The organism is Kaistia sp. SLG-1 (genome assembly GCF_059699055.1).
Map to the genome: position 1 here is coordinate 1,999,655 of NZ_AP048544.1, position 21,738 is coordinate 2,021,392.

The 21,738-nt window shown below is 66.7% G+C and carries 19 protein-coding genes and 2 tRNA genes; 11 read left to right on the top strand and 10 right to left on the bottom strand.

Going from position 1 to position 21,738, the window contains the following annotated elements:
• Positions 1–56 precede the first annotated feature (56 nt).
• Positions 57–932 carry a helix-turn-helix domain-containing protein gene (locus AC6HZP_RS08935; RefSeq protein ID WP_497526270.1) on the top strand — a complete coding sequence of 292 codons (876 nt, stop codon included), beginning with the start codon at positions 57–59 and terminating at the stop codon, positions 930–932.
• 168 nt (positions 933–1,100) lie between these two features.
• Positions 1,101–1,532: a CHRD domain-containing protein gene (locus AC6HZP_RS08940; protein ID WP_497526271.1), complete on the top strand. Its 432-nt coding sequence runs from the start codon at positions 1,101–1,103 to the stop codon at positions 1,530–1,532.
• A 206-nt stretch (positions 1,533–1,738) separates the two neighbouring features.
• Here the strand turns inward: AC6HZP_RS08940 and AC6HZP_RS08945 are convergent, their stop codons facing one another.
• On the bottom strand, positions 1,739–2,434 hold the full coding sequence (locus AC6HZP_RS08945) for a Crp/Fnr family transcriptional regulator (RefSeq protein ID WP_497526272.1): 696 nt from the start codon (positions 2,432–2,434) through the stop codon (positions 1,739–1,741).
• 185 nt (positions 2,435–2,619) lie between these two features.
• Between AC6HZP_RS08945 and AC6HZP_RS08950 the strand changes: the two genes are divergently transcribed.
• Positions 2,620–2,823, top strand: a complete 204-nt coding sequence (locus AC6HZP_RS08950; protein WP_201403219.1) for a hypothetical protein — start codon at positions 2,620–2,622, stop codon at positions 2,821–2,823.
• A gap of 291 nt (positions 2,824–3,114) precedes the next feature.
• Here the strand turns inward: AC6HZP_RS08950 and AC6HZP_RS08955 are convergent, their stop codons facing one another.
• Positions 3,115–3,438 carry an adenylate cyclase gene (locus AC6HZP_RS08955; RefSeq protein ID WP_497526273.1) on the bottom strand — a complete coding sequence of 108 codons (324 nt, stop codon included), beginning with the start codon at positions 3,436–3,438 and terminating at the stop codon, positions 3,115–3,117.
• 312 nt (positions 3,439–3,750) lie between these two features.
• A tRNA-Gln gene (locus tag AC6HZP_RS08960) sits at positions 3,751–3,825 on the bottom strand.
• A gap of 184 nt (positions 3,826–4,009) precedes the next feature.
• On the opposite strand from AC6HZP_RS08960, the gene AC6HZP_RS08965 reads away from it, so the two are divergent.
• From AC6HZP_RS08965 to AC6HZP_RS08995, 7 genes are all read left to right on the top strand, one after another.
• Positions 4,010–4,086: transfer RNA gene (locus AC6HZP_RS08965), tRNA-Pro, on the top strand.
• A gap of 324 nt (positions 4,087–4,410) precedes the next feature.
• The gene (locus AC6HZP_RS08970; RefSeq protein WP_497526274.1) at positions 4,411–6,288 is read left to right on the top strand and encodes an adenine deaminase; all 1,878 of its coding nucleotides are present in this window, start codon (positions 4,411–4,413) and stop codon (positions 6,286–6,288) included.
• A gap of 128 nt (positions 6,289–6,416) precedes the next feature.
• Positions 6,417–7,397, top strand: a complete 981-nt coding sequence (locus AC6HZP_RS08975; protein WP_497526275.1) for a BMP family protein — start codon at positions 6,417–6,419, stop codon at positions 7,395–7,397.
• A 233-nt stretch (positions 7,398–7,630) separates the two neighbouring features.
• A complete protein-coding gene (locus AC6HZP_RS08980) occupies positions 7,631–9,202 on the top strand; it encodes an ABC transporter ATP-binding protein (protein WP_497526276.1) in 1,572 nt (523 codons plus the stop codon).
• Positions 9,199–10,269, top strand: coding sequence for an ABC transporter permease (locus AC6HZP_RS08985; protein WP_497526277.1), 1,071 nt, complete (start codon positions 9,199–9,201; stop codon positions 10,267–10,269). Before AC6HZP_RS08980 ends, AC6HZP_RS08985 begins: the two co-directional genes overlap by 4 nt.
• A gap of 151 nt (positions 10,270–10,420) precedes the next feature.
• Positions 10,421–11,374 (top strand): ABC transporter permease, encoded by a 954-nt coding sequence (locus AC6HZP_RS08990; RefSeq protein ID WP_497526278.1) that lies wholly within the window; start codon positions 10,421–10,423, stop codon positions 11,372–11,374.
• A 5-nt stretch (positions 11,375–11,379) separates the two neighbouring features.
• Positions 11,380–12,108: a creatininase family protein gene (locus tag AC6HZP_RS08995; protein ID WP_497526279.1), complete on the top strand. Its 729-nt coding sequence runs from the start codon at positions 11,380–11,382 to the stop codon at positions 12,106–12,108.
• A gap of 73 nt (positions 12,109–12,181) precedes the next feature.
• Here the strand turns inward: AC6HZP_RS08995 and AC6HZP_RS09000 are convergent, their stop codons facing one another.
• The 5 genes from AC6HZP_RS09000 to AC6HZP_RS09020 form a co-directional block, all read right to left on the bottom strand.
• Complete coding sequence (locus AC6HZP_RS09000; RefSeq protein WP_497526280.1) at positions 12,182–14,290, bottom strand: ADP-ribosylglycohydrolase family protein; 2,109 nt, start codon at positions 14,288–14,290, stop codon at positions 12,182–12,184.
• A 25-nt stretch (positions 14,291–14,315) separates the two neighbouring features.
• Entirely contained in the window at positions 14,316–15,161 is an 846-nt protein-coding gene (locus tag AC6HZP_RS09005; RefSeq protein ID WP_497526281.1) for a carbohydrate ABC transporter permease, read from the bottom strand.
• Complete coding sequence (locus tag AC6HZP_RS09010; RefSeq protein WP_497526282.1) at positions 15,158–16,003, bottom strand: carbohydrate ABC transporter permease; 846 nt, start codon at positions 16,001–16,003, stop codon at positions 15,158–15,160. The genes AC6HZP_RS09005 and AC6HZP_RS09010 overlap by 4 nt, the downstream gene beginning before the upstream one ends.
• Before the next feature lie 64 nt (positions 16,004–16,067).
• Entirely contained in the window at positions 16,068–17,384 is a 1,317-nt protein-coding gene (locus AC6HZP_RS09015; protein ID WP_497526283.1) for an ABC transporter substrate-binding protein, read from the bottom strand.
• Between the two features lie 27 nt (positions 17,385–17,411).
• Entirely contained in the window at positions 17,412–18,416 is a 1,005-nt protein-coding gene (locus AC6HZP_RS09020; RefSeq protein ID WP_201403238.1) for a LacI family DNA-binding transcriptional regulator, read from the bottom strand.
• A 219-nt stretch (positions 18,417–18,635) separates the two neighbouring features.
• On the opposite strand from AC6HZP_RS09020, the gene AC6HZP_RS09025 reads away from it, so the two are divergent.
• Positions 18,636–19,565: a ring-cleaving dioxygenase gene (locus AC6HZP_RS09025; RefSeq protein ID WP_497526284.1), complete on the top strand. Its 930-nt coding sequence runs from the start codon at positions 18,636–18,638 to the stop codon at positions 19,563–19,565.
• Positions 19,566–19,630: 65 nt separating this feature from the next.
• Here AC6HZP_RS09025 and AC6HZP_RS09030 read toward each other — a convergent pair whose 3' ends face one another.
• Entirely contained in the window at positions 19,631–20,980 is a 1,350-nt protein-coding gene (locus AC6HZP_RS09030; protein WP_497526285.1) for an MFS transporter, read from the bottom strand.
• Positions 20,981–21,404: 424 nt separating this feature from the next.
• Positions 21,405–21,650, bottom strand: coding sequence for a hypothetical protein (locus tag AC6HZP_RS09035; RefSeq protein WP_201403241.1), 246 nt, complete (start codon positions 21,648–21,650; stop codon positions 21,405–21,407).
• Positions 21,651–21,738 lie beyond the last annotated feature (88 nt).

Consider the following 21,738-nt stretch of genomic DNA (forward strand, 5'->3'; position numbering starts at 1 on the left):
CCTGTGGTTGCGGCGGCGCGGATTTGCTATTCTGCGGGGACGAGCCGGAGGTTCCCATGACCCTCGATGCGATCGTCCATGACGTCGACAAGGCTGTCGACTTGGCATCCGTCCCGGTCGGCCTCCCGGCCAGCTCGAACCACAGGCTCGCCTTTCGGGGCCTCTCCGGCTCGCGGCTTATCTCGGCCGATATCCGCTACGGCCCGACGCCGGCCTATCCCGTCGACGTGCCGCGGCCGTCGAGCCGCGGCAACTGGACCGACGCCTATTCGATCGGCGTGCGCCTGCATGACGGGACGTCCGACGTCTTCGTCGACGCCCGCACCTATTCGCTGCCGCGCCACACGGTCGAGATCATCCTGCCGCAGAGCTTTATCCGCGAGATCGCGGAGGATCTGGAGGTGCCGTATGTCACGCATCTCGGGAACAGCCTCTATCCCATCGTCGACGATCCCTTCCTGATGCAACTGGTGCTGCGCATCCATCCCTTCTTCGAGGCGCCCGAGACGCTCGATCCGCGGCTCGCCGATCATCTGATGTGGGAGCTCGGCATCTATGTCTGCGCCCGCTATGGCGACCTCGCCACGCGCCGCCGCGTCGTCGGCGGCTTGAGCACCTGGCAGGAGCGGCTGGCGAAGGAGATCATCGAGACCAGCCTGATCGGCGGCATCGGTCTCGCGGAGCTCGCCGCGCCCTGCGGCCTGCGCACGAGCCAGTTCGCCCATGCCTTCAAGCGATCGACCGGCGTCGCGCCGCATCAATGGCTGCTCGGTCGCCGCATGGCGCGCGCCACCGAGATGATCGCAGCGCGCCAGGTCTCGCTCGCCGCCGTCGCCGGCATGTGCGGTTTCGCCGATCAGGCGCACATGACCCGCATGTTCTCCCGGCACCTCGGCAAGACGCCCGCGACCTACCGTTCGGCGCCGCACTGAGCGATCCGCCGCCGGGCGGTCCGGAGGCATCGCGGCGGCGCTCCACCGTTCGCCGCGATGACTTCTGCCAGGGGGAGAGAGCGAGGCGGGAAGCTCGACGGATCGAAAGGGCCGCTTAGCCCGTTGATAGCCTGCGCCGGATCCCGGCGTAACTGGAGGTACGGAATCATGACCCGGCATATCCCGAAGATCGCGTTCGCCCTCGCTGCGACGAGCCTGCTCTTCGCCTTCCCCGTTTCAGCCAAGATGGTCCCCTACAAGGCGGACCTGACCGGCAAGCAGGAGACGCCCCCCAATACGAGCAAGGGGCAGGGGACGCTGAAGGCCGATTACGACAGCGCCAACAAGACGTTGAAATGGACCGTCACCTTCACGGATTTGACCGGGCCGGTGACCGCCGCGCATTTCCATGGACCCGCCGCGGCGGGCGCCAAGGCGCCGCCGGTCATCCCGATCAAGGGCAAGATGGCGAGCCCGATCACCGGTTCCGCCACGCTGACCGCCAAGCAGGCGTCCGAGCTCGAAGCGGGCCAGCTCTATTTCAACCTGCATACGGCGAAATTCCCGGACGGCGAGATCCGGGGACAGGTGGCTAAGTAGCGTCGGAGTAGCGCCCGGCGCCCTCGCGGCGCCAGCCTGAAAGAAACCCGCCGACCGGAGTGAACCGGTCGACGGGTTTCAAGAGTGCAGGGCGGGGGCATTGCACCCTCGCATCCTCAACGCGCATCGGTTGTATCGGTTCCGAGTCCGTCTGCGAAAATCGTCGGCAGTACAGGGAGGAGGGCGTCGCGCGGGGCGGAGCGCCCTCAGCCGATCAGGCGTCGATATTCCCGCTCCGGAACGCCATAGAAACCGTCGACGCTTGCCTCCAGCCCCGCGCGGTCGAGCACCAGGATGCGGTTGCGCGTCGCCTTGATCAGTCCCTTGCCCTCGAGCATGTGGATGGCGATCGTCACGCCGGGCCGCCGCACGCCCAGCATCGCCGCGATGAGATCGTGCGTCAGGGGCAGTTCATCGCCCGGAACCCGGTCGAGCGACATCAGGATCCAGCGCGCTAGCCGGCCCTCCAGTTTCTGGCGGCTGCTCGCCAGCACGGTATAGGACACCTGGATGAAGAACGCCTGCGCATAGGCGAGCAGGACGTCCCGCAGGCCGGGGCTGACGGCGAGGACCTCGCGCAGATCCGCCGCCGATATTTCGAGCGCGGTTCCGGGGATCTGGATGAAGACCTCGTGCGGGGATTGATAGTCGCCGAGCAGGATGCTGGAGCCGGAGCATCCTTCCGGGCCGATCAGGCCGATTTCGACCTGGTCGCGCTCGCCGCCGACCGCCACCACCGAGGCGACGGCGGTTTCCAGGAAATAGATCGACGAAACCGGCTGGTCGGGCGTCTGCAGGCGCGTCCTTGTCTCGAGCGAGACCCGCTTCAGCCGGGGAAAGATCCGCCTCCGGTCTTCGATGCCAAGCGCCTTCAGGAGCCGGTTGTTCGTCTTCTCGGGCATCGCCTGCCTCGATCCGGCGCGTGTCCGTCGCGGCGTCCCGCCGGGCCGCGTTCGATCTCCTCCCGAAATGTTCGCAATCGAACCCGCGCGCTAAGCGTATGAAATAGTACAGAGAATTTTCTTGAAAAGTGTCCATTGGCATCTATTTTTCGAGATCAATCTAGATCTGTCATCGGGAGTAGGTGATGCCGGTTCTGTTAGAGGAAATCATCATTTCTGAAGTAATGCATGCGCAGTATGCTGGAGCTTTGGTTGAATTTCAGGATGTGGTCGAGCGGATAAAGGGTATATTCCCTACGGAAGGTGTGACGGATGGCGAAATTGAACTGGCGCTCGTCAATGCCGCCGCGGCGCGAAAGGTGGGCGTTTCGCTGTCGCGCGCCGCGTGACCTCGCCGCTGCTGTGGCCCGGCCGTTCCCCGAAAGTCATGCGGCGGCCCGGCTCCATCTCTTATCTTCCCTAAGGTAACTTTCGTCCCGGCGAGGAGGGATCGCCGGGCAGGCGGAGCAGGCGCTCCGCGCCGCGACGCATCGCCGGACGAAGCCGCGGAAGCACGTCTTCCACTTCGCTTGGGATAGGCGGGGATTCGTCGGGGAGGGCGTTTCCCAGCCCGTCGCCGCGGCCTCGCGGAAGGCCGCGGCGACGTTTTTCGATCGATGGCGGAAGGCCATCCGTGGGGATTACGGGTTCGGCTTGTGCGACTGCTGGAAGCCGGCCACGTCGTATTGGGACACGCTCTTCGGATTGTTGGAGTTTTGCGGCTGCGTCCCGGCGTAGTGGGTCCCGGCATTGCCGCTCGGATTGAAGGCGGAGCCGGGGGCGCTGGCGGCATGGCCCGGCGTGACGCTTCCGGTCTGCGGCGTGCCGATGGTCTGGCTCGGCTGGCCGGTCGTGCCGGTGACGGTGTGGACATTGGCGGCGAGCGCCAGGCCGGCCGAGGCGACGAGCAGCGATGTGCCGAGGATCGTTGGTGCGATGAACTCTCTGGCGATGAACTGTTTCATGGCATTCCTCCCAGAAAACAGTGCTTCAGGAAGGCTCGGGCACGGGAAGCACCCGGCCAGCCGTGGATTTTTCCACCGCGTGCAACCGCATACCACCACCCACGGCGAGCATGTCTGAATTGTAATGTTGGGCGGAAAACGGCGCGGCGGTTGCAGTGGTGGTTCGGGCGGGGGCGAGGCGGGAGCCCATGGGCTGCCCGGAAAACGGCGATTGAGCGAGCAGCTCGATCTAACGCCATGCTCGACGCAACGGACATGACTGGTGCGAGTTGTCGCACAGGAATGGCTGAATTCGGGGATTTTGGGGCTGACTGGCTGGGGCGGGAGGATTCGAACCTCCGAATGGCGGTACCAAAAACCGCTGCCTTACCGCTTGGCGACGCCCCAGCAACGACGCCCGGGGGCGCCGCAATGCCCGTCCTATAGACGGTTGGAGCGGCGCTCGCAACGGTCAGCGCCCCCCGTCATCAACAGCCCTCTTCTCCAGTCATCCACAGGGCCGTCGAAGACCTTCACAAGCCCCCTTGCGGCTCACGAATCCTCTGTCTATAACCCGGCTCATCGGCGGTCACGGAGTGTAGCGCAGCCTGGTAGCGCACCTCGTTCGGGACGAGGGGGTCGCAGGTTCAAATCCTGCCACTCCGACCATCGATCTTCCAGGGCTTGAGAATTCGCCCTGGCCCCTCCCGACAGTTTCCTGACAGAAATGAAGCTGGGCCCGCTACTTGCGGCGGCTTCGCGTTCGCGTTCTGACGCCTGCAACAATCCTCCCCCACATAGCCACTGCCCTCGCACGAATTCGTACGTCGCACGACCCTTGGTAGGGCCTGCGCAAGCGAGCGCTCGTCCCGGTTTTGACGCACCCGCCGCCGTGGCGGCTCCGGGCCGTCCGGATCTACTGAAACGCTTTACAGGGCCGTCTGTCGCTTCTACCTCTGCCGGCTTCGCAACGTTTGCTCGACAGGCCCCCCGATGGTTTCCCCCCCCGCGCCGCTTCCCGCCGATCTCCTGATCGACGCCACCGATGAGATCGCGATCCGCCAGGATTTGACGCTGGTGGCGTTGGCCAAGCGCCCGGCCGACCGCGTGCTGCGCGTCGGGCGGCTGCTCGACGTACATTCGCGGACCTGGGCGGACGATCAGGAGATCGTCATCAAGGGCCGCCGCATCGCCTATGTCGGCCCGGCCGGTTCCTGGACCGGCGAGGCGGCCGAGCGCCTGCACGAGCCGGATCTCGCCGCCGTGCCTGGCTTCGGCGAGGCGCACAAGCATATCGAGAGCTCGCACCTGACGCCGGAACATGAGGCGGCGCTGGTGATGCCGCATGGCGTCACCTGGGTCTGCGAGGCGAGCCACGAATTCTCCAACGTCAACGGCGCCAACAATCTCGAATTCTGGCTGGAGGCGCGCCGGCGCGGCTCGCCGATGAAGATCTTCCCGCTGCCGGGCTCGGCCGTGCCGCCGACCGCCTATGAATGGGGCGGCGGCTATTTCGGCTATGACGAGCAGAAGCAGTTCCTGAACGAGAGCCTGATGGTCGCCGGCCTCGACGAGGTGATGGACTGGCCGTCGGTCTGGAACCCGGAAAACCCGTCCTATGACCGGCTCTGGGGCATGATCCGCGCCACCTTCGAGAAGCGCGCCGTCGTCGAGGGCCATGCAGCCGGCCTGCGCGATCTCGCCTCGATCAACGCCTTCGCCGCCGCCGGCATGGCGTCGGACCATGAGGGCTGGTTCCTGGAGGAGGTCTGGGAGAAGCTGACGCACGGCCTCTTCGTCGAGCTGCGCCCGCATTCGCTGCCCGAGCTGATCCAGGGGCTCCTCGCCAAGGGGCTTTCCGACTGGTCGCAGATCGCCTTCGTCACCGACGACCGCAGCGCCACCGACACGCTGAAGCTGGGCGCGACCGACTACAACATGCGGCTCGCGATCGAGAACGGCCTGGCGCCGGAGATCGCCATCCAGTGCGTCACCATCAACCCCGCCCGCCACATGCGGCTGACGCCCTGGGTCGGCTCGATCGCGCCGGGCCGTTTCGCCGACATCGTCCTGCTCGAGGACGTCGCCTCGCTGAAGATCGCAAAAGTCTGGGCCGATGGCCATCCGGCCTCCGAGGGGACGACATTCGTCGGCGAGCTGCCCGCGATCGATTGGCCGGAATGGGCGACGCGGACGGTGAAGATCGACCGCACCGTTACGGCCGAGGATTTCCGTATTCCCGCGCCGGGCGAGGGCGCGACCGCCAAGGCGGCGCTGCTCCGGCCGTTCCACTGGCATGATGATTTCATAACCATGGAGCTCCCCGTCGCGGACGGCGCTGTGCAGCGCGATTTCGAGCGCAACGTGACGAAGTTCGCCATCGTCGACCGCTTCTCCGGCGAGGCGAAGGTCTCCAAAATGTTCTGGCTGGGGACGGGGCCGCGCACGCCGGATACGGCGCTGGGCGCGACGCTCGGCCATGACAAGCACAATATCTGGGTCGTCGGCTCGTCGGACGAGGCGATGGCGATGGTCGCCAACGAACTGGCGGCGCAGCAGGGCGGCTGGGTGCTGGTTTCGGGCGGCAAGGTAGTGGCGCGCGTGCTCTACGAGGTCGGCGGGCTGATGACGGCGCGGCCGGCCGACGTCCTCGATGCCGAGATGCAGGCGCTCTATGCCGAGGGCGCCAAGATTGACTGGATGTACGAGCCGACCTTCTCGCCGCGCTGGTGGCCGGGCTTCCCGGAGCGGCTCTCCTTCGCGACGCTGACCTGCGCGCCCTGGCGCTGGGTGCTGGTGGCGCCGTCGCCGTTGGCGCCGGAGGGCTTCGTCAATGTGGCGACCGGGGCGACCCATCCGGTCGTCTGGTAAGGATTCCGGCAAACGGCACGATTGGAGGCTGGAAAAGCCTTCGATTTGGGCTGGCCAAAACTTGTGCATGGATTAGAGCATTCGGCCAGACGGGCGTCTGACGCCACAGCAGGGGAAAGAGGTTGCACATGTTCGAGAAATTGAAGCAGGGAATTCGCGTCGCGGCGGTCGCCTTGCCGTTCGCGTTGGGCGGCGTCGTCACGGCCGAGGCGGAAGGCCTGAAGATCGCCATGGTCCTGCCGGGCCCGATCAGCGACAATGACTGGAACTCGGTCGGCTATAACGGCCTGCAGGCGGCCGCCAAGGCGCTCGGCGCCGAAGTCGCCTATTCCGAGAACGTCAACGACGCCGATGCCGAGCGTATCCTGCGCGACTACGCCGCGCGCGGCTACAACCTCGTCTTCGCCCATTCGTTCTCGTTCGGCGACGCGGCATTGAACGTTGCCGAGGATTTCCCGGACACGGTGTTCATGGCCGGCACGGCCAAGGAACTGGCGCCCAATCTCGGCACCTATTCCAACCCGGACTACCAGGGCGCCTATCTCGCCGGCATGCTCGGCGCCGGCGCTTCCAAGTCGAAGACGATCGGCTGGGTCGGCGGCATGCCCGCTCCCAACATGCTCGCCAACCTGCACGCCTATGAGGCGGGCGCGAAGGAGATGGTGCCGGACGCCAAGGTGCTGCACACCTTCATCGGCTCGTGGTTCGATCCGCCGAAGGCCAAGGAAGCCGCCATCGCCCAGGTCGAGCAGGGCGCCGACGTGCTCTCCGCCCAGGGCGTCGGCGTCATCGACGCGGCGCTGGCCAAGAACGTGCTCGCGCTCGGCGCCATGACCGACCAGAACCACCTCGGCCCGAAGGTCGTACTGACCAGCGTGCTCTGGGATCTCGGCCCGCTCGTCACCGCCGTCGGCAAGGCGGTCCAGGACAAGAGCTGGAAGAGCGAGAACTGGGCCTATGGCATCGCCGAGGGCTCGGTGAAGCTCGCCGATTTCCACGGCCTCGACGCCGGCGTGCCGCCGGAGGTTCTGAAGGCGGTGCAGGCGAAGTTCGACGCGATCCAGTCCGGCGCCTTCACCGTGCCGCTCGACACCTCGAACGCCGAGTAGTTTTTTGCTCCCGGCAGGCCGGGCGTTCGCCTCCGGCCTGCCATTTGCATGCTCCGCCGTCATCCCCGCGAAGGCGGGGATCCATCCAGCCAAGACGTCGCCGTGCGAAACGCCGTCTGTCGCGGCTGAATGGATCCCGGGTCAAGCCCGGGATGACGGAGTTTGGGATGGCTGCTGCGACAGCCTCCCAACAGGTTTTGCTTCCCGGCCCGCCAGACGGCGAGAGGACCGATTTGACAGCTTCCGCTCAACCTCTCCTCGACATGCGCGGCATTCGCGTCGTGTTCGGGCCGCTCGTCGCCAATGACGACGTCAACCTGGTGGTCGACCGGGGCGAGATCCACGCGCTGCTCGGCGAGAACGGCGCCGGCAAGTCGACGCTGATGCGGGCGCTCGCCGGCCTGCTCGTGCCGGCGGCGGGCGAGATCCGCATCGACGGCAAACTCGAGCCGCTCGGCTCGGCGCATGAGGCGATGCGGCTCGGCATCGGCATGGTGCACCAGCACTTCATGCTCGTGCCAACGCTGACGGTGGCGGAGAATGTCTGCCTCGGCCTCGCCTCGACCGGCCGCGTCTTTCCGGACTTGAAGACCGCCGCGGCGAAAATCCGCGATCTGGCAGACACCTACGGCCTCGATGTCGATCCGAATGCGCGCGTCGCCGATCTCTCGATCGCCGGCCAGCAGCGCGTCGAGATCCTGAAGGCGCTCTATCGCGGCGCCCGCATCCTGATCCTCGACGAGCCGACCGCGGTGCTGACGCCGCAGGAGACGGAAGGCCTGTTCCGCATCCTGCGCTCGCTGGCGGCCGAGGGCACGGCCATCCTCTTCATCAGCCACAAGCTGAACGAGGTGATGGCGCTCACCTCCGGCGTCACCGTGCTGCGGCAGGGCAGGGTCGTCGCCTCTGCGAAGACCGCCGACACCGACGCGCGCGGTCTGGCGCGGATGATGGTTGGTTCCGAAATCGAGCTGCCGAAGCTCGAAGACGTGCCGTCGCTGGAAGCAGCCGGCGCCGAGCCCGATGCCGCAGGCCAGCCGGCGCGGGCGACGGCGACGCCGATCCTCGCCGTCGAAAACGTCGTCTGCCGCGATGCGCGCGGAACGATCCGGGTCGATCGCGCCAGCCTCAAAGTGCGGCCGGGCGAGATCGTCGGCGTCGCCGGCGTCGACGGCAACGGCCAGCAGGAACTCGCCGAAGCGATCGTCGGTCTCGCGAAGACCGAGGCCGGCACGATCCGCCTGATGGGCGAGGACGTGACGGCGGCCTCGGTGGCGCGTCGCATCGCGCTCGGCCTCGCGCATATCCCGGAGGACCGGCACCGCACGGCGATCGTCGGGCCGATGTCGATCGAGGACAATCTCATTCTGGAGCAGGCCGGCGACGCGCCGCTCTCGAAGCGCGGCTGGCTCGACCGCCGCGCCATCGCCGAAAATGCCCGGCGGATCATGGCCGAATTCGACGTGCGGGCGACCGGCGCGAACCAGAAGGTCGGCACGCTCTCGGGCGGCAACCAGCAGAAGGTCGTGCTCGGCCGGGCGCTGTCGCGCGCGCCGAACCTTGTCGTCGCGGTGCAGCCGGTGCGCGGGCTCGATGTCGGCGCGACCGCCTTCGTGCACCGGCAATTGCTGGCGCGGCGGGCGGCCGGCGCCGGCGTGCTGCTGATCTCGACGGAGCTGGACGAGATCCTGGCGCTGTCGGACCGCATCGTCGTGATGTTCAAGGGCGCGATCATGGGCGAGCTCGCCCGCGCCGATGTGACGGTTGAAAGGCTCGGACTGATGATGGCGGGACGGACGGCATGAGCGCGGTCGAACCGATGCCCGCCGCGAAATTCAAACTGCCGCCGGCGCTCGCCGGCAGCATCTTCGCAGTGCTGGCCGCCTTCGTCGTCGGCGCGGCGCTGATCGCCGCCGTCGGCGTCAATCCGCTCACCGCCTATTCGGCGCTGTTCGAGGCGGCACTCGGCAGCCGCAACGGCCTCGCCGAGACGCTGCTGCGCACCGTGCCGCTGGCGCTCTGCGGCCTTGGCATCGCGCTGGCCTTCCGGGCCGGCGTGTTCAATGTCGGCGCCGAGGGCCAGCTCTTTCTCGGCGGCACGGCGGCGGCCGCCGTCGGCGTGGCGGGGGCAGGGCTTCCAGGCTATCTGCTGCTGCCGGCGATGGGGCTTTCGGCGATGATCGCCGGCGCGCTCTGGTCCGGCCTCGCCGCCTGGCTGAAGCTGCGCTTCCGCGCCGACGAGCTGATCACCACGATCATGCTGAACTATGTCGCGATCCACCTCGTCGGCTTCCTGCTGCACGGGCCGTTGCGCGATCCCAATGCGGCGCTGGCGCAGACGGCGCGGTTGACGGCCGATGCGCGCCTGCCGGTATTGCTCTCCGGCACGCGGCTGCATGCCGGCATCCTGATCGTCGTCATCGCCGTCATCCTCGCCCACCTCTTCCTCTGGAAGCGCACCAACGGTTTTCGCCTGCGCGTCGTGGGACTTAACCCGCGCGCGGCGCTGAACGCCGGCATGAATGTGCGCGGCACCATCCTGTTCGGCTTTCTCATCTGCGGCGCGCTGGCGGGGCTCGCCGGTTTCGCCGAGGTTTCCGGCGTGCAGCGGCGGATGATCGAGAACCTGTCGCCGGGCTTCGGCTATACGGCGATCATCGTGGCGCTGCTCGGCCAGACCAACCCGTTCGGCGTACTTGCCGCCGCCTTCCTGTTCGCGGCGCTGCAGATCGGCGCCACGACGATGGAATCGGCGGCCGGCGTTCCCGGCACGCTCACCACCGTGATCCAGGGTCTCGTCGTGCTGTTCCTCCTCGGCCGCCCGGCGCTCGCCATGCTGCGCGCGCGGTTTTCTGGCGGAGGCGCGAGATGAGGACTGTCTTGTCTCTCACCACCAATCTCCGGCGTCATCCCCGCGAAGGCGGGGATCCATACAGCTTCCGTCGGAAGGCGGCTGCATGGATCCCGGGTCAAGCCCGGGATGACGGCGCGTGTGCTGAAGCCTCGAGCGAGAGGCTCGTTCCATGCAGTTCCTGAATTTCCTCACCGATCCGGTGCTTGCCGGTTTCCTCGCCGCCTCGATGCGGCTCGCCATCCCGATCATGCTGGCGGCACTGGGCGGGCTGTTCTCCGAGCGCTCCGGCGTGCTCAACATCGGCCTCGAGGGTGCGATGCTGATCGGCGCCTTTGTCGGCTTCGTCGCCGCCTTTTTGACCGGCAGCCTGGCGCTCGGCGTCCTCGCGGCTGTTCTCGCCGGCATCGTCTTCGGCCTGGTCCTCGGCTTCTACACGATCACGCTCGGCGCCAATCAGGTCGTCGTCGGCATCGCGATGAACCTGCTCGCCGTCGGCGTCACCGCCTTCTTCTACCGGCTGATCTTCGGCTCCGGCACGCAGAGCCCGCGCATCGACGCCTTTCCGCCGCTGGATCTAGGCCGGCTCGCCGACATCCCGCTGATCGGGCCGCTGCTGTTCCGGCAGGATCTCCTCGCCTATGTCGCGCTCGGCCTCGTCGTCGTCGCCTGGGTGGTGATGGCGAAGACCCGGCTTGGCCTCAACATCCGCGCCGTCGGCGAACATCCGGAAGCGGCGGAGACGCTGGGCCTCGACGTCTATCGCATCCGCTATCTCGCCGTCGCCATCTCCGGCGCACTCGCGGGCCTCGGCGGCGCCTTCCTGTCGCTGTCGGCGACCGGCATCTTCATCGACAACATGACGGCGGGACGCGGCTATATCGCGCTGGCGATCCTGATCCTCGGCCGCCGCCATCCCGTCGGCGTGCTGCTGGCAGCGCTCCTCTTCGGTGCCGCCGACGCGTTGCAGCTGCGCGCGCAGCTGCTGCCGACCGGCGTGCCGTTCCAGTTCATGCTGATGCTTCCCTACGTTCTCACCATCATCGTGCTGGCCGGCTTCGTCGGACGCGGGGGCGCACCCGCGGCCCTCGGCGTGCCGTTCCGGCGCGGCCGCTCCGGAGACTGATTGCCATGCTCGATCTTCATGCCGCCACGTCGCCGGAAGTGAAGGAAGCGCTCGGAAAGGGCGCGGTCGCGGTGCTCGCGGTCGGCGCATTGGAACAGCATGGCGCGCACCTGCCGCTCTCGACCGACACGATCATGGCGCAGGGCGTGGCAAGGCGGATCGCCGCCGAGATCGACGGCCTGCTGCTGCCGCCGATCGCCTATGGCGACGCCTGGAACAATGAGGGCTTCGCCGGCACGCTGTCGCTGTCGTCGGACACGATGCGGGCGATCTTCCTCGATATCGGCCGCGGCCTGAAGCGGATGGGCGTCAAGGCGCTCATCATCATCAATGGCCATTTCGGCAATCGCGTCGCGATCCAACAGGCGGCGCAGGCACTGAAGGTCGAGGCCGGCTTCCCGGTGATGTATCTCGACTATCCCGGCATGGAAGCGATCGCGTCCAAAATCTGCGACAGCGAGCCGGCGGCGCCGACCTTCTACCATGCCGACGAGGTGGAGACCTCGATGGTGCTGGCGCTGGAACCGGAACTGGTGCGGATGGACAAGGCGGCGGCGGAATATCCGGTGTTCCCGGAAACCTTCGGGCTGGAGCCGATGGGGCTCGACAGCTTCAACAAGTCCGGCGTTTTTGGTGATCCGCGTCCGTCGACGGCGGAGAAGGGCGAGACCCTGATCGCCGGCATCGCGGAAGAGAGCGTCCGGTTGATCCGGCTTTTTCTCGCGAAGCTCTAGCGTTTCATTTCAACACGTAGTCTGCATCGCGCAGGGGGCCGGGCCCCCTGCGCGATTTGTTTGGTAGCCGCGATCAGGCGGCCGAGATCTTGACCGCGTCGGTCGAGAGCGCGCCCTCGCGGACGGTCAAGCCGATGCCGCCATCCTTGAACGCCTCGGCGCTGTCGTCCGTCGCCTCGATGGCGACGCCGCCGACGGTGGCCGAGATCGTCGAGCCGACGACCTTGGCGTGGACGGGGATCGCCTTCTCCAGCACGAAGTCGAACGGCTTCGACGCCAGGACCACTTCCTTGTCGTCGCGGACGCGCACGATCTGCAGCTCGCCGCCCTGGGTGATGCGCAGGTCGTAGTAGCGACGCAGGCCCTGGACGCGCAGCGCGACGCCGCCATGCACGGCAAGATGGATCATGATGTCGGCGTCGAGCGCGTAGTCAGTCCATTCGCGGGTGCCGTGCGAGACGATGCCGTCTCCCAGCGACTGCGAGATGCGGAAGCTCGGCGGGAAGCGCTTCGAGAAGAAGCTGACGCCGTTGACCCAGGCCATGCGCCAGAAATCGCCGTCGCCGGCCGGACGCTTCAGCGTCACTTCCGGCGCGCCGTCCCAGCGCAGATAGTCGACCAGGATCTTGCCGTCGGCGCGCGGACCGGATGCCGTCAGCACGACGCCGATCTCGGCGATCGGCTGGCCGTCGAGCTCCGGCAGGCGCCACGAGAGCACGGCGTCGGCGCCGGGGGCGAGCGTCACCGCATCGCCGTCGACATCGCGCAGCTTGTCGGCGCCGTCATAGACGCGGAGCCGCAGCTTTGCCTCGACCGCGCCCTTGTTGGCGGCCGGCGCCACGAGGCGCGCCGTCACCACCTGGCCCGGATAGACCAGCGGCGTCGCCATCAGGTCGTAGGTGCGCATGTTGAGCAGCTCGGGCGGCGAGAAGGTCGGCGTGATCGCCGCCGCTTCCTGGCCGGGGCCGAGCGCCTCGTAGCCGATCGAGAGCGCGCGGGCCGGGCCGAATTCCTCGTTGCCGACGCGGAGGAAGGCGTTCGCGGTGAAGCCACCCTGCGGCCGGAAACCCTGCTGGCTGCCCGGCAGCGAGAAGTGGAACTGCGCGCCGTCCTTCGGCTTGTCGAGACGGCTCTCGCCGGCGAGCAGGCGCCCGAGATTGGCGAGGTAGTAGGAAACGCGGACGGCGTCGTTGATCGAATTGCCGCCATCGGCCGAGGAGATCAGCAGGCGGTCGGCGATCGGGCCGCGCCAGTCGGGGCCGGCCTCGATGCCGTCGAGACCAAGCATGATGCCCATCAGGCAGCCGACATTGCCGGCGTTGCAGTCGGTGTCCCAGCCCGACGTGTTGACGATCATCTGCGCCTTCTGGAAATCGTCCGGCGCGTAGAGCACCGACATGATCATCAGCGCGTGGTTCGGCACGACGTGGCAGTTGCCGGGATATTTGTCGTAGCCGTAGTGGTCCTGGATCAGCTGGCGGGCGACGCGCCAGTCGGCGTTCTCCTTGTGCCAGCGGCGGACGTCGGCGATCAGCCTGGCGATCAGGCTGTCGGCCGGAATGACCGAGAGGCCGACATCGAGCAGGTGGTCGATGTCGCGGCTCTTGAAGGCTTCCGCTTCCATCGCCGCCCACAGCATCGCCGCATAGACGGATTCGCCGTCATGGCTGACCTTGCCGGCCTGTTCGGCGAGCTTCGCCGCCAGCTTCGGCTGGTTCGGCGCGACCAGCGCCCAGCCGTCGATGAAGATCTGCGCGCCGATCTGCTCGGCGACCGGCTGGCCGTTGACGGCGATCGAGCCGGAAGCGGGGGCGGGGATGCCCTTCTTCAGGTTGATCCAGGCGGTGTGCTCGGTCGAGTTGCCGACGCCGCCCCACCACAGGATCGAGCGCTCCTCGACGATGTAGTTGAGCCAGGCCTTGCCGATGTCCTCGGCCTTGAGGTCCGGCGAGATGCCGTAGTCCTCGAGCGCGCGGACGAAGGTGAAGGTGCCGGCGACGTCGTCATCGGTGACGACGAGCGGCTGGTCGAGGCGATCGTGGACGTAATAGTCGATCGGCCCCAGCTCTTCCATGATGCGCTGGTAGGTCCAGCCCTCGAACGGGCGGCCGAGATAGACGCCGATCAGCTTGCCGAGAACGCCGGCATAGACGCGGTCCAGATAATCGTTCGGTAGGGTCAATGTTGCCTCCATGGAAACTTTGTTCTCAGCCCTTCACCGAGCCGCCGGCCATGCCTTCGATGAAGCGGCGCTGCAGCAGGACGAAGAGGATGACGACGGGAAGGACGATGATCAGCGCGGCGGCCATGATCTCACCCCAGTCCGAGCTGTACTGGCCGCTCAGCAGGAAGAAGGAGACGATGGCCGTCATGTTGTCGGAGCCCTGCAGGAAGGTCGTGGCGATCAGGAACTCGTTCCACGAATAGAGCCCGATGATCAGCGCGACGGTCAGGATGCCGGGCGAGACGATCGGCAGCATCACGCGGGTGAAGATCTGCCAGTGATTGGCGCCGTCGATCTGGGCTGCTTCTTCCAGCTCGCGCGGAATGGCGAGGAAATAGGTCCGCAGCAGCATGACGGCGAAGGGCGAGAAGATCGCCGTGTAGATCAGCGCGACGGCGAAGGGGTTGTTGATCAGCCCGAGCTTGGCGAAGCCGAAATAGAGCGGGAACAGGAAGAGCTGGATCGGCGCCGTGGTGGTGCCGAGCAGGTAGAAGGTGACGATCTTCCAGCTCTCGATCTTGCGCCGGGCCAGAACATAGGCCGTCAGCGACGACGTCGAGCACACCAGGACGATGGTGGTCGCCGTCAGGATGGCCGAGTTCAGCATGGTGGTCGAGAAGCGGGCGTCTTCCCAGGCGCGGGTGAAATTGTCCCAGCGGAAGGTTTCCGGCCACGCCAGCGGGTTCTGCACGATCTGCGCCGCCGGCTTGACGGAGTTGAGCACCAGCAGCGCGATCGGGAACAGCGTGATAACAAGCGCGATGACGAGCACGCCATAGGTCAGGAGGAGCGTCGTCCGGTTCTCGACGAGTTTCACTTCGTGCTTCACTGGTGGAACTCCTTGGCCTGCGCCCGGATGTAGAAGGCGGTCGCGATCAGGCCGAACAGGCTGATGACGACGGCGACGGCCGCGGCCTTGCCGACGGCGAGGTCATAGAAGGCGCTGCGATAGGCGAGGGTGGAGAGCACTTCGCTGGAGAAGGCGGGGCCGCCCTGGGTCAGGATGTAGACGAAGTCGAAGACGAGGAACGACCAGATGACGGTCATGATCATCATCAGCGTGATGGTCGGGCGGATCGCCGGGATCAGCACGTAGCGCAGCGTGTTCCAGAAGCTGACGCCTTCGACGCGGGCGAACTCGATCTGCTCCTGCGGCACCTGGCGGAGGGCGGCGAAGAAGATCACGCAGAGGAAGCCCCACCAATGCCAGAGGTCGACGGTGGCGATGCCGAGCAGCGCGGTGGAGGGCTGTGTCAGCGGGTCGACCGTCGGGAAGCCCATGCGCTGGAGCATGCCGTTCACGCCCGAGACCGGGCTGTAGATCATGCCCTGCCAGACGCGCGCCAGGATGGCGGTCGCGATGATCATCGGCATGAAATAGATGACCTGGAAGAACATGCTGCCGCGCTTGGCGACGAGCAGCAGCGTCGCCGCCAGCAATCCCATGAAGATCGGGATGGTCAGGAAGATGCCGGTCCAGATCAGGTTGTTGGTGAGTGCCGTCCAGAACACGCGGTCGGACCAGAGCGCCTGGAAATTCTGCAAGCCGATGAAGACGGGCGTCGTGATGCCGTCCCAGCGGAAGAAGGCCAGCGCGATGGTCAGGAGTGCCGGAATAAGGATGATGACGACATTGATGAGCAATGTCGGGACGAGATAGAGCCGATGCATGCTGGTTTCTCCGCGGGAAGGCGCGGCGGCGCCGATCGCGCCGCCGCTCCGTCAGGCGTGGGGTTTACCGGGCCGGGATGGCCGGCACCTTGCCGTCGGCCTTTTCCTGCAGGAACGACGCGTTCAACTGCTCCAGGAACTGGGCGGTGGTGGTGCGGCCGAGCCAGACTTCCTCGATGCCGCTGACCAGGTAGGAATCGGTCGCCGGCGGCAGGAAGGTCCAGGTCGTGTAGCCGTAGTGGTTGTCGCCGACGGCGTCGGCCAGCGTCTTCATCGTCTCGTTGTAGAGCGGCAGGCCATTGTCGACCTTCACCTTCGACAGGTCGTCCAGCGGCGTGTTCCACTCGCCCGGCCAGACCGAGTTCATGACGCCATAGGTGCGGTCGGAGAAGATGTAGTCGATCGCCGTCGCGGCGCCGTCCGCGTTCTTGGAAGCCGAGGCGATCGAGAAGGTCGAGCCGACGCCGAGCGGATAGACCGGGCCGGCGAGGCCCTCGGCGCTCGGGAAGCCGACGAAGCCGGCCTCGGCGTTGTTGCGCGGGAAATAGGTGTTCACGCGCTGGAACTGCCAGGTGCCCGTCGGCATCATGCCGGCTTGGCCGGATGCCATCTGGGCGAAGGCCTGCTCGTCGGTGAGCGAGAAGTAGTTGGGGCCGAAATAGCCCTTCTGCCACCAGCGGTTCAGCGTATCGATCGCCTTGACGAAGGGCTCGGCCGTCCAGGGGATCTCGCCCTTCAGCGCCTTGTAGACGTTCTCCGGGCCGGCGATCGAGTTCAGCACGATCGAGACATAGTGCTCGTTGGCCGGGCGCCAGTTGGCGTTGCCCGAAGCGAACGGAATGATCTTCTCGGCGAGCATGGCGTCGGCCAGCGTCTCGATCTCGGCGATCGTCGTCGGCGCCTTCCAGCCATGCTTCTCGAACAGGGTCTTGTTGTAGAAGAGACCGAGCGTCTCGTAGGTCTTCGGCAGCGCATAGAGCTTGCCGTCATACTTGCCCATCTCGATGAAGACGGGGAGGATGCGGTCGCCCCAGCCGAAGCGGGTGAGATAGTCGTCGAGCGGCAGCAGCTGGCCGGCGCGGGCCATCGGCGCGACATAGGTCGGGCCGGCGGTATAGACGATGTCGGGGCCGTTGCCGGACAGAAGCGCCACGCGCATCTGCTTGTCGAGCTCGGTGCCGCGATAGTCGATGGTCAGCTTGAGGTCCGGATGGTCGGCATTGAAGGGCTCGATGATGCCGGTCTTGATGAAGCCCTGCTGCTGCGGATCGGCGGCTTCGTACCACCAGGTGATGGGCTTGCCCGCCGCGAGGGCGCTGCCGATCAGGGCGGTGCTGGCGAGGAGCCCGAGGGATCCGGCGATGAATGTGCGTCTGTTCATGGTTTCCTCCTGAGATCAGTCTGACGTCTAGACCGTGCCGCGCTCGATCAGCTGGAACGGCATTTCCTCGGTAGTGCCTCCGCCCGAGCGGGATCCGCTCAGACGGTCGATCAGGATTTCGGCTGCCTTCTCTCCCATCCGGTCCTGGAACTGCGCGACGGTGCTGAGCGGCGGGGTGACAAGCCGCGCCGCCGAGATGTCGTCGAAGCCGAAGACGGCGATCTGGCCGGGGATGTCGATGCCCCGCTCGCGCAGCGCCTGCATGACGCCGATCGCCATCAAATCGTTGGCGGCGAAGATCGCGGTCGGCTCGTAGCCGGTGGCGAGGATCGCCTCGGCGGCGCGAAAGCCGCCTGCCTCGCTGAAGGCGCTCTCGATCGCGACCAGCGGCTCGATGCCGGCGCGGGCGAGCGCCTCGCGATAGCCCTCGACGCGCACACCCTGCGGTCCGCCGCTGCCGGCCACCATGGCGATGCGCCGATGGCCCTTGGCGATCAGGTGCTCGGTGACGGCGACGGCGGCGGCCCGGCTGTCGACGAAGATGTCGTCGACGGCGAGATCGCCGCCCCGCTTCTTGGCCGATTCAATCCGCACCACCGGGACGCCGGTGTTGAGCAGGGGCACGAAATCCTGCACGCGCACCGTGAAGAAGACGCCGATGACGCCGTCGACGCGGCCCTGCCGGGCCCAGTCGAGGAAGTGCCGCTCGCGCGCCGGCACGCCGTCGGTGTTGACGGCGATGACGTCGTAATCGCGCTCCTGGGCGATCTTCTGAACGCCGCGGATGAGGCCCGGATAGAAGGGGTTGGTGATGTCGGGGACGATGCAGGCGATCGTCATCGTCCGCCGCGTCTTCAGCGCCTGCGCGAAGCGGTTCGGCACATAGCCGAGCTCCTCGGCGACGGCACGGATCCGCTGCACGGTCTCGGCGGAGACCGACTGCGTGCTGGCGCCTCCCAGCACCATCGACACCGTCGCCTGCGAGACGCCGGCACGGATGGCGACATCCTTCTGGGTTGGCCTGCTCGACACCGACGCTCCTCCTTATACGTATTATTTATACGTATAAGTGAGCTTTTGCGGAGTCAAATGGATTCCTTTGCTCCATCTCCGCCGCATCGTGAAAGACCCGTCCGGTGGACAGGCTGTTCAACGCCAGGCTGTGGCGGCGGCATGGCCGAAGCGGCTCCGGCGACCTACATGGGGCTCGAACAAGCGCGGATTTCGCGCTTTGAGCCACGGGAGATCCCCATGTCGAACGGCATCCATCACGTTACCGCGATCTCCGGCCCGGCCCGCCGCAACCTCGGGTTCTATGCCGGCATTCTCGGGCTGCGCCTCGTCAAGAAGACCGTCAATTTCGACGATCCCGGCACCTATCACTTCTATTACGGCGACGACGCCGGGCATCCGGGCACGCTTCTGACCTTCTTCCCCTGGGAGACGGCCTCGAAGGGCCAGGTCGGCACCGGCGAGACCTTCGAGACAGCGTTTCGTGTGCCGGCCGCCGCGATCGGCTACTGGGCGCAGCGCTTCGTCGAGAAGGGTGTCGCACACGAGACGCCGGCGCGGCGCTTCGGCGATCCGGTGCTGTCGTTCCGCGATCCTGACGGCATGCGGCTGGCGCTGGTCGGCGTCGCCGGCGCGCAAGGCGAGCCCGGACGGGAAGCGGCCGACATTCCGGCCGAGATGGCGATCCGCGGCTTCCATTCGGTGACGCTGCTGATCGAGGACGCGCAGCCGACCGGCGGTATCCTCGCCGACGTCTTCGGTTTCGCCGAGACGGCGAGCGAAGGGACGACGGTTCGCTACCAGGTCGCGGGTGAGGGGCAGGGCGGCATCGTCGACCTCCGCGTCGCACCGGGTTTTCCGCGCGGCAGTCTCGGCGCTGCATCGGTGCATCACGTCGCCTTCCGCGCCGCCGACGACGCGGCGCAGGCGGCGATGGTCGAGAAGCTGGTGGCGAACCACGGCCTCCGGACGACACGGCAGAAGGACCGCGCCTATTTCCGCTCGGTCTATTTCCGCGAGCCGAACGGCGTCCTGTTCGAGATCGCCACCGACGTGCCGGGCTTCGCCGTCGACGAGCCGCTGGCCGGCCTCGGCCAGTCGCTGAAGCTGCCGGCCTTCCTCGAGCCCCGCCGCGCCACGCTCGAGCGCGTCCTGCCGGATCTCGGCTGAGGCCCAAAAACGAAAACGGCCCGCGCGGAAGCGCGGGCCGTCAAGATTTCAGACGTTTCCGGCGCTTACGCGTCGATGTCGACGTCCTTGGTCTCCTTGCCGGCGAGGAGCGCGATCAGCGTCAGCGTCGCCATTGCCGACAGATAGATGCCGACCCAGAACGGGCTGCCGCCGCCATAGCTCCAGAGCGCCACGGCGACGAAGGGCGCCACAGCGGCGCCGAGGATCGACGACACGTTGTAGGAGATGCCGGAGCCGGTATAGCGGACATTGGCCGGGAACAGTTCCGGCAGCAGCGCGCCCATCGGCCCGAAGGTCATGCCCATCAGCGTGAAGCCGAGGATCAGCCAGGCCATGACGCCGACCGTGCCGGCGGCGAGCAGCGGCACCCAGACGAGGCCGAACAGGATGATGGCGAGCGTGATCCAGATCAGCGTCTTGCGGCGGCCCCAGCGATCGGCCCAGGGGCCGGAGGCGAGCGTGAAGATGCCGAAGAAGACGACGCCGATGATCATCATGACGACGAAGGTGCGGTAGTCGTAGCCGAGGCCCGGCAGCGCGGCGTCGATCGCGGCGCGGCCATAGCTGAGCGAGAACGTCGTCATCAGGTAGAACAGCACATAGGTCGCCAGCATATAGAAGGTGCCGAGGATCAGCTGCCGCCAATGCAGCTTGAAGGCGGCGGCGAGCGGAACCTTCTGCACCTTGCCGGTCTCGACCGTCTTCTCGAAGGCCGCGCTCTCGACGAGGTTCAGCCGGACCCAGAGGCCGACGATCACCATCACGACCGAGAACAGGAACGGGATGCGCCAGCCCCAGTCGAGGAAGGCCGTCGACGGGCGGGACGGATCGTCGGAGGGCATCAGTGCCGCGATGATCAGGAACAGGCCGTTGGCGATGATGAAGCCGACCGGCGCGCCGAGCTGCGGGAAGGTGCCGAAGATGGCGCGCTTTCCGGCGGGCGCGTTTTCCGTCGCGACCAGCGCCGCGCCGCTCCATTCGCCGCCGATGGCGAAGCCCTGCGCGAGGCGCAGCAGCACCAGCAGCCCCGGCGCGAACCAGCCGACCATCGCATAGGTCGGCAGCAGGCCGATCAGGAAGGTGGCGATGCCCATGGTGAGCAACGCGCCGACCAGCGTGATCTTGCGGCCGCGCTTGTCGCCGAGATGGCCGAAGAAGATGGCGCCGATCGGCCGCGCCACCATCGCCGCGCCGAAGATGGCGAAGGAGTTCAACAGCGCCGTCGTCTCGTTGCCGGGCGGGAAGAACAGATGCGGGAAGACCAGCACGGCCGCCGTCGCATAGACGTAGAAATCATAGAATTCGATGGTCGTGCCGACCAGGCTCGCGAGGATGACGCGCGAGCGAGAATTGGCGGGGGCGGCGGGCAGGGCCGCCGCGGTGGTCGATGTCATGGCAAATGGGCTCCACGAGGACGAAGCAGCAGCGACCGGGGTTTTTACCCACGCGGGACGCGGGTGCGTTGGCCTGCCTGGGCGGGCCCGCCCGTTCGGTCGTGTTGCCGACTTTTGGAATTATCGACGGAGCGTATAGCCGAGGTTGAGCGTCTGTGCACGCATTCTGTGCAGGAGAGCTCGCGCGCTAAGCGGCGCGTTCGCCTGCCGCAATCCAGACGGGATGCAGTAGATCGATGCCGCGCATAGGTAGCGGCCAAGATGACGCCGTGCCCGATACTGCGGCGGAACTGGCGTTTTCGCGGCGCGCCGGCTTTCGGGCCGTCGGGGGAGGGTTGTGGCGAAAACGGTCCGCTCCCGGCGCGGAGCAAAAAAGAGCGGCGCGCGGAACGGGTCCGCGCGCCGGCAGTTTCCTGCCTTTCGGCTATTCCTTGTCGGCCATCCGCTTCAGCCGGTCGAGCACTTCGGCGACGACGATGTTCGGCGGCGGCTGGCGCGTGCCGGCCTTCATATTGCTCGGCACGTTCAGGCGCACCTTGACGGCTTCGATATCGACATCCTTGGCGCCGGGGATCGAGGCGACGAAGGCCATGATCGCCGTCATGCCGGCGTCGATATTGCGCATGGCGTGATTGATCTCGTCGATCAAAGCCTGGGTATTCGGTTCCATTACGCCGTTCTCCTTGGATGGGCGCGGCTTGATCCCATGAATTGCCGGAGCTGTCGACCCTTGGCGACGTATCCGGCCGGCGCCGCCG

Excerpts from the sequence above, each read along its gene's own strand:
- AC6HZP_RS08935 (WP_497526270.1), top strand. The coding sequence starts at position 57 with ATGACCCTCGATGCGATCGTCCATGACGTCGACAAGGCTGTCGACTTG.
- AC6HZP_RS08940 (WP_497526271.1), top strand. The coding sequence starts at position 1,101 with ATGACCCGGCATATCCCGAAGATCGCGTTCGCCCTCGCTGCGACGAGC.
- AC6HZP_RS08945 (WP_497526272.1), bottom strand. The coding sequence starts at position 2,434 with ATGCCCGAGAAGACGAACAACCGGCTCCTGAAGGCGCTTGGCATCGAA.
- AC6HZP_RS08950 (WP_201403219.1), top strand. The coding sequence starts at position 2,620 with ATGCCGGTTCTGTTAGAGGAAATCATCATTTCTGAAGTAATGCATGCG.
- AC6HZP_RS08955 (WP_497526273.1), bottom strand. The coding sequence starts at position 3,438 with ATGAAACAGTTCATCGCCAGAGAGTTCATCGCACCAACGATCCTCGGC.
- AC6HZP_RS08970 (WP_497526274.1), top strand. The coding sequence starts at position 4,411 with ATGGTTTCCCCCCCCGCGCCGCTTCCCGCCGATCTCCTGATCGACGCC.
- AC6HZP_RS08975 (WP_497526275.1), top strand. The coding sequence starts at position 6,417 with ATGTTCGAGAAATTGAAGCAGGGAATTCGCGTCGCGGCGGTCGCCTTG.
- AC6HZP_RS08985 (WP_497526277.1), top strand. The coding sequence starts at position 9,199 with ATGAGCGCGGTCGAACCGATGCCCGCCGCGAAATTCAAACTGCCGCCG.
- AC6HZP_RS08990 (WP_497526278.1), top strand. The coding sequence starts at position 10,421 with ATGCAGTTCCTGAATTTCCTCACCGATCCGGTGCTTGCCGGTTTCCTC.
- AC6HZP_RS08995 (WP_497526279.1), top strand. The coding sequence starts at position 11,380 with ATGCTCGATCTTCATGCCGCCACGTCGCCGGAAGTGAAGGAAGCGCTC.
- AC6HZP_RS09010 (WP_497526282.1), bottom strand. The coding sequence starts at position 16,003 with ATGCATCGGCTCTATCTCGTCCCGACATTGCTCATCAATGTCGTCATC.
- AC6HZP_RS09015 (WP_497526283.1), bottom strand. The coding sequence starts at position 17,384 with ATGAACAGACGCACATTCATCGCCGGATCCCTCGGGCTCCTCGCCAGC.
- AC6HZP_RS09025 (WP_497526284.1), top strand. The coding sequence starts at position 18,636 with ATGTCGAACGGCATCCATCACGTTACCGCGATCTCCGGCCCGGCCCGC.
- AC6HZP_RS09030 (WP_497526285.1), bottom strand. The coding sequence starts at position 20,980 with ATGACATCGACCACCGCGGCGGCCCTGCCCGCCGCCCCCGCCAATTCT.
- AC6HZP_RS09035 (WP_201403241.1), bottom strand. The coding sequence starts at position 21,650 with ATGGAACCGAATACCCAGGCTTTGATCGACGAGATCAATCACGCCATG.